At 42.8% G+C, this 607-nt stretch carries 1 protein-coding gene and 1 pseudogene; one reads left to right on the plus strand and one right to left on the minus strand.

All coding sequences use genetic code 11. From position 1 onward, the window contains the following. Nucleotides 1–86: 86 nt before the first annotated feature. The gene (locus tag R7F64_RS24070) at nt 87–266 is read left to right on the plus strand and encodes a hypothetical protein (RefSeq protein ID WP_021453411.1); all 180 of its coding nucleotides are present in this window, start codon (nt 87–89) and stop codon (nt 264–266) included. Between the two features lie 74 nt (nt 267–340). On the opposite strand, the pseudogene R7F64_RS24075 reads toward R7F64_RS24070, so the two are convergent. After that, nucleotides 341–607: pseudogene (locus R7F64_RS24075) on the minus strand (ammonium transporter); the annotation flags it as partial.

Genomic DNA, 607 nt, shown 5'->3' on the forward strand with positions numbered 1-607 from the left:
CACTGAAAGAATAGCAACTGTAGTAGTATGGATTAGACCATAGTCGTAATGGTCACTATTAGAATTACATTTTGAGAGGAATCGCAATGAGACAAGTATCTCTGGCGCTTATATTACTTACGACTTTAGCAGGCTGTCAGCTGACAAATGTGGAAGGTGAAATTGACGACGTAAAAGTAAAAGTCAGCACAAATGATGATAGTCATGGGCCGCACGGCAATGGTGGCTTTTGCCCTCCTGGTCAAGCTAAAAAAGGCAACTGCTAAAACGTCTTGTATATCGGTTTGAAGCAAATAGTTTAAAAAAAGAGCGGTTTGATGCCGCTCTTTTTTCGATTAAATTAGTCTTCGTTAGTAGATGATATTTTATGAATCGCTAAATCCGCACCATTAAACTCGTCTTCTTCTGAAAGCCTTAAACCTGTTAGAGCGTTGATTGCGCCATAGACCACAAGAGCACCTAAAACCGCAATGGAAATGCCAAGAAATGTCCCTAAAACTTGAACCGCGAAGCTAACACCGCCCATTCCACCAAATCCACTTTGACCAAAAACTCCTGCACCGAGCGGGCCCCAAGCACCACATACTCCATGCAAAGGCCACACACC

Source organism: Vibrio sp. Vb1980 (assembly GCF_033338615.1).
In the GTDB taxonomy this organism is placed as follows: Bacteria; Pseudomonadota; Gammaproteobacteria; order Enterobacterales; family Vibrionaceae; genus Vibrio; species Vibrio alginolyticus.

What these genes read in the sequence shown, in the direction of transcription:
- R7F64_RS24070 (WP_021453411.1), top strand. Translation starts at nt 87, where the DNA reads ATGAGACAAGTATCTCTGGCGCTTATATTACTTACGACTTTAGCAGGC.